This is a genomic window from Streptomyces sp. NPDC044921 (assembly GCF_056432865.1).
Window position 1 is genome coordinate 1 of sequence record NZ_JBWKIF010000037.1, and the last position, 15,644, is coordinate 15,644.

The 15,644-nt window shown below is 73.5% G+C and carries 15 protein-coding genes and 1 pseudogene; 10 read left to right on the top strand and 6 right to left on the bottom strand.

Annotated features, from left to right (window positions below; genetic code table 11):
• From AC07DA_RS35080 to zapE, 3 genes are all read right to left on the bottom strand, one after another.
• Nucleotides 1-233 (bottom strand): carbonic anhydrase (locus AC07DA_RS35080; protein WP_479132291.1); only part of this gene is annotated, 233 nt, incomplete at its 3' end.
• Between the two features lie 81 nt (nt 234-314).
• Nucleotides 315-743 carry a hypothetical protein gene (locus tag AC07DA_RS35085; protein WP_479132292.1) on the bottom strand — a complete coding sequence of 143 codons (429 nt, stop codon included), beginning with the start codon at nt 741-743 and terminating at the stop codon, nt 315-317.
• Between the two features lie 198 nt (nt 744-941).
• The gene (gene zapE, locus AC07DA_RS35090; RefSeq protein ID WP_479132293.1) at nt 942-2,039 is read right to left on the bottom strand and encodes a cell division protein ZapE; all 1,098 of its coding nucleotides are present in this window, start codon (nt 2,037-2,039) and stop codon (nt 942-944) included.
• A gap of 37 nt (nt 2,040-2,076) precedes the next feature.
• On the opposite strand from zapE, the gene AC07DA_RS35095 reads away from it, so the two are divergent.
• The 10 genes and pseudogenes from AC07DA_RS35095 (at nt 2,077) to AC07DA_RS35140 (ending at nt 13,138) form a co-directional block, all read left to right on the top strand.
• A complete protein-coding gene (locus AC07DA_RS35095) occupies nt 2,077-2,880 on the top strand; it encodes a pyrimidine reductase family protein (RefSeq protein ID WP_479132294.1) in 804 nt (267 codons plus the stop codon).
• A 252-nt stretch (nt 2,881-3,132) separates the two neighbouring features.
• On the top strand, nt 3,133-3,606 hold the full coding sequence (locus AC07DA_RS35100) for an indole-3-glycerol phosphate synthase (RefSeq protein ID WP_479132295.1): 474 nt from the start codon (nt 3,133-3,135) through the stop codon (nt 3,604-3,606).
• 81 nt (nt 3,607-3,687) lie between these two features.
• Nucleotides 3,688-5,079 carry a UDP-N-acetylmuramate--L-alanine ligase gene (gene murC, locus AC07DA_RS35105; RefSeq protein WP_479132296.1) on the top strand — a complete coding sequence of 464 codons (1,392 nt, stop codon included), beginning with the start codon at nt 3,688-3,690 and terminating at the stop codon, nt 5,077-5,079.
• A gap of 14 nt (nt 5,080-5,093) precedes the next feature.
• Complete coding sequence (msrB, locus tag AC07DA_RS35110; protein ID WP_479132297.1) at nt 5,094-5,501, top strand: peptide-methionine (R)-S-oxide reductase MsrB; 408 nt, start codon at nt 5,094-5,096, stop codon at nt 5,499-5,501.
• A 176-nt stretch (nt 5,502-5,677) separates the two neighbouring features.
• The gene (locus AC07DA_RS35115) at nt 5,678-6,736 is read left to right on the top strand and encodes a LacI family DNA-binding transcriptional regulator (protein ID WP_479132298.1); all 1,059 of its coding nucleotides are present in this window, start codon (nt 5,678-5,680) and stop codon (nt 6,734-6,736) included.
• A gap of 23 nt (nt 6,737-6,759) precedes the next feature.
• Entirely contained in the window at nt 6,760-8,127 is a 1,368-nt protein-coding gene (locus AC07DA_RS35120; RefSeq protein ID WP_479132299.1) for an ABC transporter substrate-binding protein, read from the top strand.
• A 100-nt stretch (nt 8,128-8,227) separates the two neighbouring features.
• On the top strand, nt 8,228-9,166 hold the full coding sequence (locus AC07DA_RS35125) for a carbohydrate ABC transporter permease (protein WP_479132301.1): 939 nt from the start codon (nt 8,228-8,230) through the stop codon (nt 9,164-9,166).
• Complete coding sequence (locus AC07DA_RS35130; protein ID WP_479132302.1) at nt 9,166-9,984, top strand: carbohydrate ABC transporter permease; 819 nt, start codon at nt 9,166-9,168, stop codon at nt 9,982-9,984. Before AC07DA_RS35125 ends, AC07DA_RS35130 begins: the two co-directional genes overlap by 1 nt.
• 29 nt (nt 9,985-10,013) lie before the next feature.
• A complete protein-coding gene (locus AC07DA_RS35135) occupies nt 10,014-12,074 on the top strand; it encodes a beta-galactosidase (protein WP_479132303.1) in 2,061 nt (686 codons plus the stop codon).
• Between the two features lie 126 nt (nt 12,075-12,200).
• Nucleotides 12,201-13,138, top strand: a pseudogene (locus AC07DA_RS35140) (Dyp-type peroxidase).
• Here AC07DA_RS35140 and AC07DA_RS35145 read toward each other — a convergent pair.
• From AC07DA_RS35145 to AC07DA_RS35155, 3 genes are read right to left on the bottom strand one after another with little or no spacing between them, the layout of a single operon-like run.
• Complete coding sequence (locus AC07DA_RS35145) at nt 13,063-13,860, bottom strand: FAD:protein FMN transferase (RefSeq protein WP_479132305.1); 798 nt, start codon at nt 13,858-13,860, stop codon at nt 13,063-13,065. The pseudogene AC07DA_RS35140 and the gene AC07DA_RS35145 sit on opposite strands and share 76 nt — an antisense overlap.
• A gap of 3 nt (nt 13,861-13,863) precedes the next feature.
• Nucleotides 13,864-14,280: an FMN-binding protein gene (locus AC07DA_RS35150; protein WP_479132306.1), complete on the bottom strand. Its 417-nt coding sequence runs from the start codon at nt 14,278-14,280 to the stop codon at nt 13,864-13,866.
• Nucleotides 14,281-14,293: 13 nt separating this feature from the next.
• On the bottom strand, nt 14,294-15,580 hold the full coding sequence (locus tag AC07DA_RS35155; RefSeq protein WP_479132338.1) for a ferredoxin reductase family protein: 1,287 nt from the start codon (nt 15,578-15,580) through the stop codon (nt 14,294-14,296).
• Nucleotides 15,581-15,644 lie beyond the last annotated feature (64 nt).

Here is a 15,644-nt window from a genome sequence, read left to right on the forward strand (position 1 = left end):
TCGATGGTGGCCGCCTCGCCGGTGGGGGTGGCGGAGGTGTGGGGCGGAACCACGTTGCCCGCGGTGCGCAGCTCGAAGAGCTCACCGGGACGGGCACCCGTGATCAGGGCCGGTACGACCCTGGAGTCGGAGCAGGTGATGAACAGGACGTCGGGGGACTGGCCCTCGGCGAGGCGGGCGAACTCCTCAGGGCGCTGTCCGAACATGCGGGCGTTGTCGATGAGGGGTTGCATGAGTGTGGTGACTCCTCCTGGCGCGCAGTGGGGGCGCGTCGGACGGGCATGACAGAGAGGTGGGGGGTACTGCTCTGCTGCTCAGCAGCGGAAGACCTGCAGTGCCGCCGGCGTGTGCGACGCCGAGGATCTCGACGTGTGCCGGTGCGCGGGGCCGGGTGCGACCGGTTCGTCCGCCGTCGGCTGGATGTGCCTCGACGGCGGCCGGCCGGACGCCGGGGACGCGCAGGGGGCGGCGTGGGACCGGTCGCGGGTGCGCAGGGGACCGGTCGGGTCCCCGTGATGCCCGGCGCGGCGGCTGACGATCTCGTCGCGCAGCGCCTGGCCGGAGAAGGTGGTCCCGGGACGCGAGGCCGTGCCGGAGGGGTTGGTTCCGGGCTGAGCCTTGGCCTCGACCTGACTCGGCGTGTGCGCGGTTGCGAACGATGCCGTCGGTGCGAAGAACTGAAGGGCGAACAGGGCGGCGGCGAGGAGCGGCACCACGATCCGTGCCGTCGTACCTCGGCGCATGCGCCCCCCTTCGGATGTTCGACACGTCTAGTACGGACCAACAGTTGGTCAACGGCCGGTCAAGAAACACGTTAACCCTGCAAGGCCGTTTGCAGGGTTAACTTAACGTTTCAAACTGAAGAGAGCCTGAAAACCGTGGGTGCGCTGGCTGGAACCGCCTCTTGATCCACGGCAGTTGACGCGATAGTGGGAACCGGCTTACCGGCCGGTCGGCAGAGCGGCCGCGTCACGGGCCAGCGCGGTGAGCCGGGAGATGGCCCGGAAGTACTTCTTGCGGTAGCCGCCGTTGAGCATCTCGTCGCTGAACAGCTGGTCGAACGGCATGCCGGAGGCCATCACCGGCACCTCGCGGTCGTAGAGCCGGTCCGCGAGGACGACCAGCCGCAGGGCGGTCGACTGGTCCGGAACGGGCCGCACGCCGGTCAGGCACACCGCCTTGATCCCGTCCGTGAGAGCCCCGTACCGGCTGGGGTGGACCCGGGCCAGGTGCTCCAGGAGGGGCGAGAACGCGTCGAGCGAGGCGCCCTCGGTGGCGTGCGCCGTCGCGGTCACCTGTGCGTCGGAGTACGGCGGCGGCGCCTCGGGCAGGCCGCGGTGGCGGTAGTCCTCACCGTCGATGCGCAGGGCGCGGAAGTGGGCCGACAGGCCCTGGATCTCGCGCAGGAAGTCGGCCGCGGCGAACCGGCCCTCGCCGAGCTTGCCGGGCAGCGTGTTGGAGGTGGCGGCGAGGGCGACGCCCGCGTCGACGAGCTTGCCGAGCAGCGTGGAGACCAGGACGGTGTCGCCGGGGTCGTCGAGCTCGAACTCGTCGATGCACAGCAGGCGGTGGCCGGACAGGGTCTGCACCGTCTGCTGGAACCCCAGGGCGCCGACCAGGTTGGTCAGCTCCACGAACGTGCCGAACGCCTTGAGTGCGGGCTCGGCCGGGGTGGCGTGCCACAGGGAGGCCAGCAGGTGCGTCTTGCCGACGCCGTAGCCGCCGTCCAGGTAGACGCCGCGCGGGCCGGCGGGGGCCTTCTTCGCCGCCCTGCCGAATCCGAACAGCCGCCGCCTGCCCGAGTCCCCGTCCCCGCCCAGGCCGGCCGCGAAGCCCTCCAGGGCCCGGACGGCCTCGGTCTGGCTGGGCTGGTTCGGGTCCGGTATGTACGTGCTGAACCGGACGGAGTCGAACCGCGGCGGCGGCACCATCTCGGCGACCAGGCGGTCCGCCGGCACGTGCGGCTCACGGGCGCACAGCGACAGCGGGGCCGGGTCGGTCACGGGGCCGGTTCCGGAAGGGGCGGGGGAAGAGGACACGGTTCACCATGCTACGGCGCGTGGAACACTGCACGGCATGCGACGCCTGTTCCCTGTGACCGATGAAACAGCAGCTCCGGCCCCCGACGGCTCGTCCCGCGAGGGCGGCGGGCGGGAGTGGGGCCTGGCCGAGCTGGCCGCCGCGTACGCCTACCCCGAGCCGGGCTCCGGGGGACCGGTGCCGTACCTGCGGGCCAACATGGTGTCCACACTGGACGGCGCCGCCCAGCACGACGGACGCTCGCAGCCCATCTCCAGCGCGGCCGACATGCGGATCTTCGGCACCCTGCGGGCGCTGGCCGACGTCGTGGTCGTCGGGGCCGAGACCGTCCGGCGGGAGGGCTATCGCCCGGCCCGGGCGCGGGCCGAGTTCGCGGCGCTGCGGGAGGCGGCCGGACAGGCGCCCGCGCCCGCGATCGTCGTGGTCACGGCCAGCCTGGACCTCGACTTCTCACTGCCGCTGTTCACCGCGCCGCCGGTGCCCACCCTGATCCTCACGGGAGCCGCGGCCGCCCCCGACCGCGTCGCCGCCGCCCAGGCGGCCGGAGCACGGGTGGTGACCGCCGGGGACGGCATGGGCGTGGACCCCGCCCGTGCCGTGGCGGCCCTCGCCGGACTCGGCCACACGCGCCTGCTGACCGAGGGCGGGCCCCGGCTGCTGGGGCAGATGGTGGCGGCCGGCGTCCTGGACGAGCTGTGCCTGACCGTCTCCCCGATGCTCACGGCCGGCGACGCGCAGCGCATCGCGGGGGGCCCCGCCGTCACCGTCCCGCACCGCTTCTCGCTGCTGTCGCTGCTGGAGGAGGACGGCTTCCTGTTCACGCGCTACGGGCGGTCCTGACGTACTGAACAGCGGGACTCGGGGTACAAGGGGGCGGCGGCCGGTGCATCCGGCCGGCCGGTGCGAGCGGAAGAGGGGGGCGGTGGCCTCCCCGGACCGTCCATCGGCGGCATATGCCGTTCCGCCCGGCGTACGGAGGGCACACTGGATCCGGCAATACCCGTGCGTACACGGGCAGGATGGTTTCCGCAGGGCCCGGTACGGCCCACGGAGGAGTGGGGCCCACGGCCCCCGGAGCAGAAGGGGCGCCTGGTGTTCACTAGCGTTTTGATGATCGAGAAGGCCCTGACGTCCGCCGACGTGGAGTTCGTCACGACCTTGCACGGGGAGGAGGAGGTCTCCTTCCATGTGCTGCTGCAGCCACGGGGTGAGCAGGCGGACCGGTTGCTGCGGGCCATCGACGACGTCGCACTCGGTGAACTCGACGAGGCCGTGCGGGAGGGGGAGACCCCGGAGGGCGAGGAGGCCCTGAGCGTGGGGCAGCGGGCCCTGGAGGTGTCCCTCGCGGCGTTGCGGGCCTCGGGCAGCGCGGCGGAGGGGCGGCTGATCGAGGACCATCCGCTGGACGCGCTGAAGTCCCTGGTGGAGGAGGTCGGGGCCGACGAGGTCATCGTGCTGACCGACCCCCACTACGTGGAGGAGTTCTTCCACCGGGACTGGGCCTCGCGTGCCCGGCACAAGGTCGGGGTGCCGGTGCTGAAGCTGTTCTCGCACAGCAAGGCGTAGCCGCCGGCGGTGGCGGCACCGGAGCACCGTTCGGCATAGGCTGTGCCGCTGAACGTTCCGCACACGCACAGGGAGACACGCATGGCACCCGGCCTTCCCACCGCCATGGACCGACCGCACTTCATCGGGATCGGTGGGGCCGGGATGTCGGGGATCGCGAAGATCCTCGCCCAGCGCGGGGCCGCCGTCGCGGGCAGCGACGCCAAGGAGTCCGCCACGGCCGAGGCGCTGCGGGCGCTGGGGGCGACCGTGCACATCGGGCATGCGGCCGAGCACCTGGCCGACGACGCCAGCTGCGTGGTCGTGTCGTCGGCGATCCGGCAGGACAACCCCGAGCTGGCCCGCGCGGCCGAGCTGGGCATCCCCGTCGTGCACCGCTCCGACGCGCTCGCCGCCCTGATGGACGGCCTGCGCCCGATCGCGGTCGCCGGCACGCACGGCAAGACGACCACCACCTCGATGCTGGCCGTGTCCCTGGGCGAGCTGGGCCTGAAGCCCTCCTACGCCATCGGCGGCGACCTGGACGCGCCCGGTTCCAACGCGCTGCACGGCGAGGGCGAGATCTTCGTCGCCGAGGCCGACGAGTCGGACCGCAGCTTCCACAAGTACGCCCCCGAGGTCGCGATCGTGCTCAACGTCGAGCTCGACCACCACGCCAACTACGCGTCGATGGACGAGATCTACGCGTCGTTCGAGACGTTCGTGGACCGGATCACCGAGGGCGGCACGCTGGTGATCTCCGCCGACCACGAGGGCGCGCGCGAGCTGACCCGGCGGATCGCCGGACGCGGCGTGCGGGTGGTGACCTACGGCGAGTCCGAGGACGCCGCGGTGCGCGTGCTGTCGGTCGTGCCGCAGGGGCTCAGGAGCGAGGTGACCGTCGTCCTGGAGGGGCGGGAGCTGACCTTCACGGTCTCCGTGCCCGGCCGCCACTACGCGCACAACGCGGTCGCCGCGCTCGCGGCGGGCGTGGCGCTCGGTGTCCCCGCGGCCGACCTGGCCCCGGCGCTCGCGGCGTACACCGGGGTCAAGCGGCGGCTGCAGCTCAAGGGCGAGGCGGCCGGTGTCCAGGTCATCGACTCCTACGCCCACCACCCCACCGAGATGTCCGCCGACCTGGAGGCGATGCGCTCGGCCGCGGGCGAGGCGCGCATCCTGGTCGTCTTCCAGCCGCACCTGTTCTCGCGGACGCAGGAGCTCGGCAAGGAGATGGGGCAGTCGCTGACCCTCGCCGACGCCTCCGTGGTCCTGGACATCTACCCGGCCCGGGAGGACCCGATCCCCGGCGTGACCAGCGAGCTGATCATCGAGGCGGCCCGGGCCGCGGGCGCCGACGTGACGCCCGTGCACGACCCGGCGGACGTCCCCTCGGTCGTCGCGGGAATGGCGAAGCCCGGTGATCTCGTTCTCACCATGGGAGCGGGCGACGTCACCGACCTCGGCCCGCGGATCCTGGACCGTCTGTCGAACTGAGGGGCTGGAGGCTCATGCCGTACGACGTCGAGAAGCCGGACGAGCAGTGGCGCGCGGAGCTGAGCCCGGGCGAGTACGCCGTGCTGCGCCAGGCGGCCACCGAGCCCGCCTTCACCGGTGAGTACACCAACACCAAGACGCAGGGCGTGTACTCCTGCCGTGCCTGCGGGGCGGAGCTGTTCACCTCGGGCACCAAGTTCGAGTCGCACTGCGGCTGGCCGTCCTTCTTCGACCCGAAGGACTCCGACGCGGTGGAGCTGATCCAGGACCGTTCGCACGGCATGGTGCGGACCGAGGTGCGGTGCGCGCGCTGCGGCTCGCACCTCGGGCACGTCTTCGAGGGCGAGGGCTACCCCACGCCCACGGACCAGCGGTACTGCATCAACAGCATCGCGCTGCGGCTGACGCCCGACGAGGGCTGAGCGGCGCCCGGCGGATACCGCGGCCGCGGTATCCGCACGGCGGTGCGGCCCGTCGTGTTGACGTCGGCCGCACCGGCTCCCACACTGGCCTGACTACGTAGTCAGGAAAGCCCTTGCCGAGCCGCGCCCCAGCATGACCGCGTAGTCCGCGTCCGCGCCGTCCACGGGGAGCGCCCATGCCGAGACCCGCAGCCGCCGACGGCGGGCGCCGTCGGCGCGGTCCCGGCATGACCGAGGTCGCACGGGCCGCCGGGGTGTCGCAGAAGACCGTCTCCCGGGTCGTCAACGGCGAGCCGCACGTCAGCGCCGAGGTGCGTGACCGCGTGCTGCGGGCCATCCGCGACCTGGACTACCGGCCCAACACCGCCGCCCGCGCCCTGCTGCTGGGCCGCTACCGGCGCATCGGCGTGGTCTTCCTGGGCAGCGCGCTCTACGGCCCGTCCAACCTGCTCGTCGCCCTGGAGCGGGCCATGCGGCGCGCCGGGTACTCCGTCGCCCTGGCCACCACCCCGGAGGGGCAGAGCGTCTCGGCCGCCGTCGAGGCGCTGCTGGAGCAGGGCGTGGACGGGATCATGCTGTCCGAACCCGTCGACGACGGCACGCCGCTGCGGCTCACCGCCGACGTGCCGGTCATCAGCCTCGGCGAGGGGGTCGAACCGCCGCCGGGCACCGGCGCCGTGGTCGGCGCCGACGGCGTCGCGGCCGCCCGGCTCGCCACCGAGCACCTGCTCGCCCTGGGCCACCGCACCGTCTGGCACCTGCCCGGCCCGCAGGACTGGTGGGCCGCCCGCGACCGCCTGCGCGGATGGCGCGAGGCCCTCGCCGCAGCGGGCGCGCCCGAGCCGCCCCTGCCCGCACCCGGCGACTGGACCCCGGCCTCCGGATACGCCGCCGGACGCCGGCTCGCCCGGCTGTCCGACGTCACGGCCGTGTTCGCCGCCAACGACGACATGGCCATCGGCGCCCTGCGCGCGTTCGCCGACGCGGGCCGCGCCGTCCCCGGTGACGTGAGCGTCGTCGGCTACGACGACATACCCGCCGCCGCCTACCTCTCCCCGCCGCTGACCACCGTCCGGCAGGACTTCGCCGCCGTCGCCGACCGCGCCGCCGACGTACTGACCGCCCTGATCGAGGGCCGCGCCATCCCGGCCGGATGGGCCGACCGGGCCGTCGAGCTGACCGTCCGCGCCTCCACCGGGCCGGTACGCGACCCGGGACCCGCCCGCCCCCAGTAGCCGCACCACGTGAGGAGTCACGTGTGTACCCGCCCGCAGCCCCACCCCTCCCCCCACCCCTACCCGCTCCCTCCCGCCGCGCCCTGCTGCGCGGTGCCCTCGGCCTCGCTCCGGCCGCCGCACTCGCCGCCTGCGGCACGGACGGCACCACGCCCCGCACCTCCGGCGACGTCACCCTCGCCCTGTGGACCCACGACCCGGGCTACGAGGCGTTCTTCCGCGAGGGCGTTCCCGAGGCCGACCGGGCCGGGGACTTCCGCTACCGCCTGGAGGTCACCCGCGCCGGCGCCCCCGACGTCGTCACCAAGCTGCTCGCCCAGGCCGTCGCCGGGCGCGGCACGCCCGACCTCGTCGGCTTCGAGATCGGCAGCTTCCCGCGGATGCTGCGCGGCGACATCGCCGAACGCCTGCTGCACGACTTCACGCCCGGCATCGAGGCCGTGCCCGGGCTGAAGGAGGACCTGCTGCCCGCCCGCACCGCCCCCTTCAGCAGGGACGGCCGCGTGTACGCCTTCGACTCGGACACGCCGATGGTCGTCTACTTCTACCGGCAGGACCTCTTCGAGCAGTACGGCCTGCCGGACTCCGCGGCCACCTGGGAGGAGCTGGCCGAGGCGGGCGCCCGCGCGCACCGTGACCACGGGGCCTCCCTGTGCGTCGTCTCCACCGCGGGCAGCGATCCCGGCCAGGTCGTGCAGTCGTTCCAGATGCTGCTCTACCAGCGCGGGGGAGCCTTCTTCGACGCGGGCGGCGACCTGCTCCTGGACTCGCCGGAGGCCGAGGAGGTGCTGACCTTCCTGTGCCGGGGGCTGCGCAGCGGGTTCGCCGTCGAGGTCTCCGACTACTACGGGGCCGGCGTGCAGACCGCACTGAAGCGGGGACGGGTCATCGGACTGCCCATGGCCATCTGGTACAAGAACTACGGCCTGGCCACCAACGTGCCCGAGCAGAAGGGCATGTGGCGGGTGCGCGCCCTGCCCCGGTTCGCCGGGGGCGGCGGGCTGACCGCCGCGCTGGGCGGCACGGGCTTCGGCGTGGTCAAGGACAAGCCCAACACCCGGGCGGCCGCGGAGTTCCTCTTCCGCACCTGGCTCACGCACGACGGGCAGGTGCGGCGGTTCACCGAGACCGGGTACCTGCCGACGCGGCGGTCGGTGTACGACGACCCGCGGCTCGGGGCGTACGAGGACGAGTTCTGCGGCGGGCAGCGGCTGTTCGGGCTGTACCGCTCGCTGCTGCCTCACGTGCCGGCGTTCCACCAGCACCCCGACCAGTCGATCCTCTACGACGTGCTCGGCGGGAACCTGCTGCGGGCCTACCACGGGGACCTGTCACCGCGGCAGGCGCTGCGGCGGACCGTGGCCGACTTCCGCGACCAGGCCGGGCGTTAGGCGCCGCGGTGGTGTGCCGTTCCACGACCGCGGCCGCGCCGTGGCCGGTCGCGCAGTTCCCCGCGCCCCTCCCGGGGCGCCGTCCAGGAGGCCCCTCATCATGACCACCGTTGTAGCCGGACCGAATCCGTCCACCCGCGAGCGCGCCGGCGCGGCGGAGCGGTCCCGCCGCCCCGAGCGGGCCTGGGCGCCCTACCTCTTCATCTCGCCCTTCTACCTCCTCTACGTCCTGTTCCTGCTGGTGCCCGTCGGTGTCTCGCTGTGGCTGAGCCTCACCGAGTGGGTCGGGCTCGGGCCGCCGCACTGGGTGGGGCTGCGCAACTACCGGCTCCTCGCCACCGACGTCAGCTTCCACCGGGCCCTCGGCAACACCGCCGTGTTCGTGCTGGTCGCGGTCTGCCTCGTCGTGCCGCTCGCGCTGCTGATCGCGCAGGCGCTGAACACCCGTGGCCTGCGGGTGCGCGACCTGTGGCGCACCGCCTTCTTCGTGCCGGTCGTGGTCTCCCCGATCCTCGTCGCCCTGGTCTTCGGGCTGGTCTTCGACCGGCAGTTCGGCCTGGCGAACGCGGTGCTGCGGGCCCTGTTCGGCACCGGCGGCGTGGACTGGCTGGGCGATCCGGACCTGGCGAAGGCGAGCATCGCCCTGGTCATGCTGTGGCGGTGGACGGGCTACCTGACCGTCTTCTTCCTCGCCGGGCTGCAGAACGTGCCCCGGGAGCTGTACGAGGCCGCCGCGCTCGACGGGGCCGGGCGGCTGCGCACCTTCGCCACCGTCACGCTGCCGGCGCTGAAGCCGGTGACCGCGTTCGTCGTGGTCACCTCCTTCATCGGCGCGGCGCAGATCTTCGAGGAGCCGTATCTGCTGACCGGCGGCGGACCGGCCGAGTCCACCCTCTCGGTGACCATGTTCATCTACCGGGCCGCCTTCCAGCGCCAGCAGTTCGGCTACGCGGCCGCCGCGGCCGTCGTCCTGTTCGTGCTGGTCTTCGGCCTCAGCCGGTTCCTCAACCGGCTCCTCGGGATCGGCGGGGCCGCCTGATGACCCGCGCCCGGCTGCCCCTGTACGCCTTCCTGGTCCTGCTGTTCACCGGCTTCCTCGCCCCGCTGGTCTGGGCGCTGAGCGGTTCGTTCAAACCGCGCGGCGACATCTTCGGCCACCCGCCCGAGCTCGTCCCGGACCCCTTCACCCTGGACAACTACCGCATCCTGCTCACCGAGCAGCCCTTCGGCCGCTGGTTCCTGATGAGCACGGTCGTCGCCCTCGTCGCCACCGGCGTGTCCGTCCTCGTCTGCGCGCTCGCCGGCTACGGCTTCGCCAAGTTCCGCTTCGCCGGCAGGCGGCTGCTGTTCGGCGTGATGTTCGGCTCGCTGTCGATACCGTTCGCGGTGATCCTCGTGCCGCTGTTCGTGATCCTGGTGAAGACCGGGCTCGGCAGCCCCTGGTTCGCGCTGATCGTGCCGTGGGTGGCGCCCGCGTTCGGGATCTTCATGATGCAGCAGTACATCGTGCAGTCCATCCCGGACTCGGTGCTGGAGGCCGCCCGGATCGACGGGGCCAGCGAGTTCGGCGTCTTCCGCACCATCGTGCTGCCCCTGCTGCGTCCTGCGCTGGGCGCGCTGGCCGTCTGGCAGTTCCTGCAGAGCTACAACAGCTTCCTGTGGCCGCTGGTGCTGGTCTCCGACAGCTCCCAGTACACCCTGCCGCTGGGCCTGCAGACCCTGTTCGTCTCCGAGCAACGGCAGTACGACCTCGTGCTCGCCGGAGCGGTCCTCGCCGTCCTGCCCGCCGTCGCCCTCTTCGTGCTGCTGCGCAAGCAGCTCCTCGAAGGCCTGTCCACGGGCGCGGTCAAGGGCTGACGTCCCCTCACCTCATGACGAGGAGAACCATGTCCGAGCTGCCCCCGCGTGTCCTGTTCGGTGCCGCCTACTACCACGAGTACCAGCCGTACGAGCGCCTCGACGACGACCTCGACCTGATGGCCGAGGCCCGCTTCACCGTCATACGGGTCGGCGAGTCCGTCTGGTCCACCTGGGAACCCGACAACGGCCGCTTCGACCTCGACTGGCTCCAGCCGGTCCTGGACGGCGCCCACGAGCGGGGCATCTGTGTGATCCTCGGGACGCCGACCTACGCGGTGCCGCCCTGGCTCGCCCGCCTGTACCCGGAGATCACGGGGGAGAGCCGCACCGGTCGGCGCATCGGCTGGGGCGCGCGGCAGGAGGCCGACTTCACGCACCCGGCGTTCCGCTTCCACGCCGAGCGGATCATCCGCCGGATCACCGAGCGGTACGCGGGCCACCCCGCGGTCATCGGCCACCAGGTCGACAACGAGCCCGGGCTGCACCTGTTCCACAACCACGGCGTCTTCCAGCGCTTCACCGACGCGCTGCGCGAGCGGTACGGCGACGTGGAGACCCTCAACCGGGAGTGGGGCCTGGTCTACTGGTCGCACCGGCTGTCCACCTGGGCCGACCTGTGGACCCCCGACGGCAACGCCCAGCCGCAGTACGACCTGGCCTGGCGGCGCTTCCAGGCCCGGCAGGTCACCGAGTTCATCGCCTGGCAGGCGGAGATCGTGCGCGAGTACGCCCGCCCCGGCCAGTTCGTCACGACCTGCATCTCCTACGACCGCCAGGGCGTCGAGGACGACCGGCTCACCGAGCACCTCGACGTGACCGCGGGCAACCCGTACTACACGATGCAGGACGCCCTCGCCCTGCCCGACCGCACCACCGACGGGCAGGACTGGACGACCCGCGGCACCTGGGCGCTGTACCGCAGCGCCGACCGCATGTACTCCTCCCGCCAGGAGCCGTTCCTGGTCACCGAGACCAACGCCCAGGCCATCGGCGGCCCCTGGGACAACCGGCCGGCCTACGACGGGCAGTGGCGGCAGGCCGCCTGGGCGCTGGTCTCCCGGGGCGCCGCGATGATCGAGTACTGGCACTGGCACACCCTGCACTTCGGCGCCGAGACGTACTGGGGCGGCATCCTGCCGCACAGCGGGCGCCCCGGCCGTGTCTACCGCGAGCTGGCGGCCCTGGGCGAGGAACTGGAGCGGGCCGGGGAGCTGGTGGCGGGGCTCACCCCGGACGCGGACGTGGCGTTCCTGTACGACGGGCCCAGCAAGTGGGCGCTCCAGGGGCAACCGCCGCTGGCCGACGCCGGCGGAGGCCCGGACGGGCGGTCGTACGAGAGGATCTTCGACGCCTTCTACCGCGGGGCCTTCGACGCCGGCCTGCAGGCGCGGGTGCTGCACCCCGGGCAGCTGGCCGCGGCGCACCTGCCGTCCGTCCTGGTGGTGCCCGCCTACTACGCCGCCGACGACACCGTCCTCGACTTCCTGCGCGCCTGGGCGGAGACCGGCGGCCACCTCGTCCTCGGCCCGCGCACCGGTTACGGCGACACCGAGGCCCGGGCCCGCACTGACCTCCAGCCCGCCCGGCTGGCGGCGGCGGCCGGGGTGACGTACGACGAGTTCAGCAACCTGCGCGACCCGCTGCCCGTCACCGGCACGGACGCGCTCCCCCTGCCGCCGGAGGCGTGCGCCCTGCACTGGGCGGACGGGCTGCGGCCCGAGGGCGCCGAGATTCTGGCGGCCTACCGGCACCCGCACTTCGGCCGCTGGCCGGCCGCCACCACCCACCGCCACGGGGCCGGGCGCGTCACCTGCGTCGGCACCGTCCCCGACCCCGCCTTCGCCCGCGCCCTGTTCGAGCGGTACGCCCCCGAGCACGCCTGGCGCCCCGCCCACCCGGGCGTCACGGCCACCTCCGCCACCGCGCGGGACGGCCGCCGGCTGCGCTTCGTGCACAACTGGTCGTGGCAGGAGGTGTCCGTGCCGGTCCCCGCGGCCCTGCGGGACGTGCTGACGGACGCGGTGCACACCGGCGCCGTGCCGCTCAGGCCCTGGGACGTCAAGGTGCTGCGGGAGGTGTCCGGCTAGCAACCGCCGCCGATGTCAAGGGAGTTCCGCCCGCCCGTCGGCTGGGCATCGTGTCAGGGGCGTGGGCCGCGCCGCCCCGGAGGGGGAGCGGGCGGGCCGTGCCGGCCGGCGAAGGGATGGGAAGCCATGACGTCACCGCTGCCCTCGGAAGAGACGCTGCCGCAGCCGTTGCTGAACCCGCCGGCCTCGGTCGCGGTGTTCCTGGTCGCCACCATCGAGCCCGGCGGGGAAGCCGCCGTGCGGGCGGCGCTGGGCTCGCTCGCGGGCCTGGTGCGCTCCGTCGGCTTCCCCAGCCCCGACGGCGGGCTGGGGTGCGTCGCCGGGGTCGGATCGCGGGCCTGGGGCCGGGTGTTCGGCGCTCCGCGGCCCGCCGAGCTGCACCCGTTCCGCGAACTGGCCGGGCCCCGGCACCACGCCCCGGCCACCCCGGGCGACCTGTTCCTCCACATCAGGGCCGCCCGCACCGACCTGTGCTTCGCCCTCGCCGCCGAGCTCGTGCGGCGGCTGCGCGGCGCGGTCACCGTGCGCGACGAGACGCAGGCGTTCTCCTACTTCGACTCGCGCAACCTCCTCGGGTTCGTCGACGGCACCGAGAACCCGGTCGGCCGGGCCGCCGCCGACGCGGCGCTCGTCGGGGACGAGGACCCCGGCTTCCGGGGCGGTGCCTACGCGCTCGTGCAGAAGTACCTGCACGACGTGGAGGCCTGGGACGCCCTCGCCGTCGAGGCCCAGGAGAAGATCATCGGCCGCACCAAGCTGACCAACCTCGAACTCGACGCGCCCGGCTCCCACAAGGACGTCAACACCGTCCTCGGGCCGGACGGCGCGGAGCGGAGGATACTGCGCTCGGCCATGCCGTTCGGCCGGCCCGGGCACGGGGAGTTCGCACGTACTTCGTGGCCTACGCGCGCACGCCGGAGATACCCGAGACGATGCTGCGCAAGATGTTCCTGGGCGGACCGGGCGCGGGGCCCGACCCGCTGCTGGACTACTCCCGGGCCGTCACCGGCAGCCTGTTCTTCGTGCCGCCGGCCGCTTTTCTGGAGGCCATGCCCGGCAACTGAGTCCCGGTCCCCGCCAGTGGCCACCCCCCGGTGCGCAGGACCCTTGCGGCCGCGTCCACCGCGAACACCTCGCAGTCGCGCCGGGACGCCGCCCAGGAGACGCCCCGCGGACCCAGGGCGAAGGCCGCCGTGGCCACCGCGTCCGCCTCGGTGAGGGTCGGGGCCACCACCGTCACGCTGAGCAGACCGGTCGCCGGGCGGCCCGTGCGGGCGTCGAGGATGTGGTCGCCGCGTTCGTAGCGGGCGGACGTGGCGACGGCGCGGTCCGTCAGCTCCAGGACCGCGCACAGCCGGCCGGCGTGCTCCGGGTGGCGGACCCCGACGCGCCAGGGGCCGCCGGCGGCGACCACGTCACCGCCCGCGTTCAGGCAGAAGCGCCGCGCCCCGGCGGCCGCCAGCCGCTCCGCCGCCCGCTGCACCGACCAGCCCTTCACCACGGCGCAGGGGTCCAGCCCCCGGCCGGGCAGCCGCACGTCGAACGCGCCCCCGGCCGCCACCCGGTACTCCTCGCACAGGTCCAGGACCTCCCGCAGGTCCGGGCCGGGCCCGGCCAGCTCGCCCCGGTCCAGCCGCGACACCTCGCTGTCCGGGCGGAACGGGCTGAACCGGGCGTCGACCTCCCGCAGCCACGCGAAGAGGTCGTCCACCGGCGCACGCGGGAAGTCCTCGTCGTCGATCCGCACCGAGACCGGGAACCCCATGACGTGTTCGACGCGCCGCATCCCTCAGCCCTTCGCGTCGAGGGCGGCCTGGAGCGACTCGCGGTAGCCGTCGCTGGTGACCGTGGCGCCGGAGACCGTGTCGACGTCGGCGCTCTGCGCCCGCAGGGTCTCCTCGATCAGCCGCGGCACGGCGGCGGTGGTCTGCGGGTGGTCGGGCTGTCGCAGCATCCGCACCGAGGAGATCGTGTCCCCCTCGAAGGTGACCTCGACCTGCACCGGTCCCTTCTCGGTGTCGACCGTGGGCCCGGACACGACCGTGGAGGTCGTGCCGCCGGTCCCCGCGGAGGACGAGACCGAGGGCGTGGACGCGGGCGCCGCGGCCCGCGTGCCCGTGGACCCGGTGTCCGGCGAGGGCGCGTAGCGCCAGACGGGGATCAGGCCCGCGACGCTCAGGACGAGGACGGGTATGGCTCGCTTCACGACAGTCTCCTCGTCAGCCGGCCAGGCTGAAGCGTTCGAAGTGGATCTGCGCCTTGGGCACGCCGAGCTCGCGCAGGCTGCCCAGCACGGCGTTCATCATCGGAGGCGGGCCGCACAGGTAGACGTCCCGCTCGGTGAGGTCCGGCACCAGCCGCGCCAGCTCCCCGGGCGCCAGCCGGTCGGGCACCGGCGGTCCCGTGACCACGTGCAGTTCGGCGCCCCGGGCGAGCGCGAGGTCGCGCAGTTCGTCGTGGAGGACGGCGTCCCGGTCGGTGGCGACCCGGTAGATCACGACCGCGTGGCCGGGCAGTTCCTCCAGCAGGGCGCGGATGGGCGTGACGCCGACGCCGCCCGCGATGAGCACGGCGTCGGGCCGGGTGCGGTGCAGGGCGGTGAAGGCGCCGTAGGGGCCCTCGGCGAAGACGCGGGTGCCGGGCTTCAGGTGCCGCAGGGCCGCGCTGCCGTCGCCCGCGCGCTTGACGGTCAGCCGCAGGGTGCGGCCGTCGGGCGCGGCGGACAGCGAGAACGGGTTCGCCTGCCACCAGCGGTCCTTCGTCAGGAACCGCCACAGGAAGAACTGCCCGGCCCGCGCCGGCAGCCGGTCCAGGTCGCGGCCGGTGACGTAGACCGAGACCACGTCGTCGTTCTCGGGGACGACGGCCGTCACCCGGAGCCGGTGGCGCAGGTTCCGCCACAGCGGCAGCGCCAGCCGGCCCGCGAACACCGAGGCGAGGGCCGCGCCCCACACGGCGTACCAGTACGCCTCGGCGGCCGGTGACGAGGCGAACGTCGTGCCGGCCGCGACCTGGTGGGTGAACGCCAGCACCACCGCCACGTAGGTGTACAGGTGGACGAAGTGCCAGGTCTCGTAGGCCAGCCGCCGCCGGGCGGCCCGGGCCGAGACGGCCCCGACCACGAGGAGGATCGCCAGCGCGACGATCGCCCGCAGGACGCCCTCCACCGTCTCCGCGAGGTCCACCAGCTGGTTCACCGGGTCCAGGGCGGAGGCCTGGGCGTAGCCGAGGACGACGAACACGGCGTGCGCCAGCAGCAGCCACAGCACCGAGAAGCCCGTCCAGCGGTGCCAGGACGTCAGCCGGTCCATGCCGATCCGCCGGTCGAACCACGGCAGCCGTGCCACCAGCAGCAGCTGGAACGCCATCAGCAGCGCCGCGTACAGCCCGGCCAGCCGGCCCAGCACGATCAGCGCGTTGGAGGCGAAACCGGCCTGGACGAAGAAGACGGCCACCACGGCCGCGTTGGCGAGCAGGACCGCGTACAGGCCGGCGCGGCCCACCACGTTCGGCCGTACACCGGGGCGGGTCGCCACGGGAGGTTGTCGGAGGGTCGTCACGGTCGGCAGC